General features: G+C 25.6%; 2 protein-coding genes. Both read right to left on the bottom strand.

Going from position 1 to position 1,826, the window contains the following annotated elements:
• Positions 1-1,116, bottom strand: a 1,116-nt coding sequence (locus L8V79_RS08030) for a hypothetical protein (protein WP_263703187.1), incomplete at its 3' end; no start/stop codon positions are given.
• On the bottom strand, positions 1,109-1,826 hold a 718-nt coding region (locus L8V79_RS08035), incomplete at its 5' end, for a hypothetical protein (RefSeq protein ID WP_263703188.1). The genes L8V79_RS08035 and L8V79_RS08030, both read right to left, overlap by 8 nt.

The following is a 1,826-nucleotide window of genomic DNA, read 5'->3' on the forward strand; positions in this document are numbered from 1 at the left end:
AAAAGAAAGATTATAAAAGCGTAATAGCTTAGAATCTTCTTTGGTGTCGTTTTTCTCTAAATTCTCAAGTAAGGTTTTATTTTGAGAATAATTAAATTCTATAACGCTTTTATAAAGTTCTTTTCTTGCATTTAAATAAGTATTTGTGATTTTATCTTTGTGCAATAAGAATATAGTATAAAAGCTAGAATGATAAGGAAATTTTTCTTCGTTAAATAAGGCTTGATTGTTTTGATTAAAACTTGTAAAACTTTCACAAAAATATAAAGCTTTTAATAAATAAAATTCTGAGTTAATGTGGATGTTATCTATTGTATCTTTTAATTTTAATGCTTTATAATCTTTTGATATGCTTTTGAGTAAACTTTTTTCATTAAGTAAAGATGGAGTTTTTTTAACATCATAAAAAGGATAGTAATAATTTTTTAAATCTTTTGAAATCTTACCATTATAATATAATTGAATTCTTTGCATATTTTTAATTTGTGTTTGATGACAATGTGCTAAGTTATGATAATATTTTTCTTCAGAACTTAAATGAGTTTCATATTCTCTTATAAAATCAATAAAAGAAATACCACTATCTTTTAACCAATCTTCTATTTTAGAATTAATCCACCAAAGAATTATCATACTAGTGCCAACAATACTAATGGCTGCTAAAACACCTAACAAGGTGCTGCTTGTAATTGCTATTGCGCTATAAGTTGTAATGGCTGCTGTTCTTATTATCGGTATTCCTATTGTAAAAATTTGTGAAGCAATAATTTCAGAACCAATTTTTACAGAAACTTTTAAACCATCTTTTGTTTTTTGATATTCTATTAAAGCATCAATTCCACTAAGGGTATTATCTGCTCTTTTTATGATGATTTTAAAAGGGAGTAGGTAATCTTTAGAGCCAATATCTGTTACATTATCTAAAAAACCAGTGATACCTTTCATGGCTTGAACTTCATTTTGGTGCATAAAATTTTCCGTTTTATTTACATCTTCTATTTCTTTAAGTAGTTTTTCTCCTATTTCATCTACACCCGCATCTTTTAAAGGAATTTGCAATTCTTTTTCTGTTTCGTTTAAGGTTTTATTTTGAGTGTTAAGTTCTATCTCATTCATTTGTGCATTCTTTTAGTTTAGATTGTAGGGTATTGAGCTGATTGATTTGTTTTTGACCGAGTTTGAGTTTCTTAAAATTATAGATCGCTTTTTCTAATTGTATTTTTAAATGACTATCAGTGTGTATTTTTAATTCTTTATTAAAAAACAATAAAACTTTGTCAGTAGCAATGTTAATTTGACTCATACCATTTAAAATTGTTATAGTTTTAGGGGTATTTAAATCACAAATATAATCTTGTAAAAATTCACTCAAATACATATCAGTAAATGCACAATTATAACCAATTAGAGTGTTAATATACATTCCAATTCCAACTACATCAAAGCTATCAAACTTATGAATATCTTTTTGCAAAAAATCCTCTTCTAAACGAGTATTTAGAAAAAATAAAAAATCTTCAAAAACTTTAAATCTTTCCTTATCAAATAAAAAAGAAGTTTTTTGATTTGTGATATTTCCTTCATTATATAAAAGATAAAGTATAATATCAGTATTTGAATTTGTTGTAACATGCCCAGCTTGTCTCATAAGCTCAACATCTTCATCTGTAGGATAATAAGAGGTTAAAATTCTTATATCTTCAATACTAGCTTGTATCATCTTAAGATTTTTAATAATCATTTGTGTAACTTTTTCTTGATTATAGTTTTCTTTGCTTAAATTCTTAGCATATTCTAATTCTTCCTTGCCTTCGTTTTTGCTCCAC

The sequence above is a fragment of the Campylobacter sp. IFREMER_LSEM_CL2194 genome (assembly GCF_025771685.1).
Classification (GTDB): Bacteria; Campylobacterota; Campylobacteria; order Campylobacterales; family Campylobacteraceae; genus Campylobacter_D.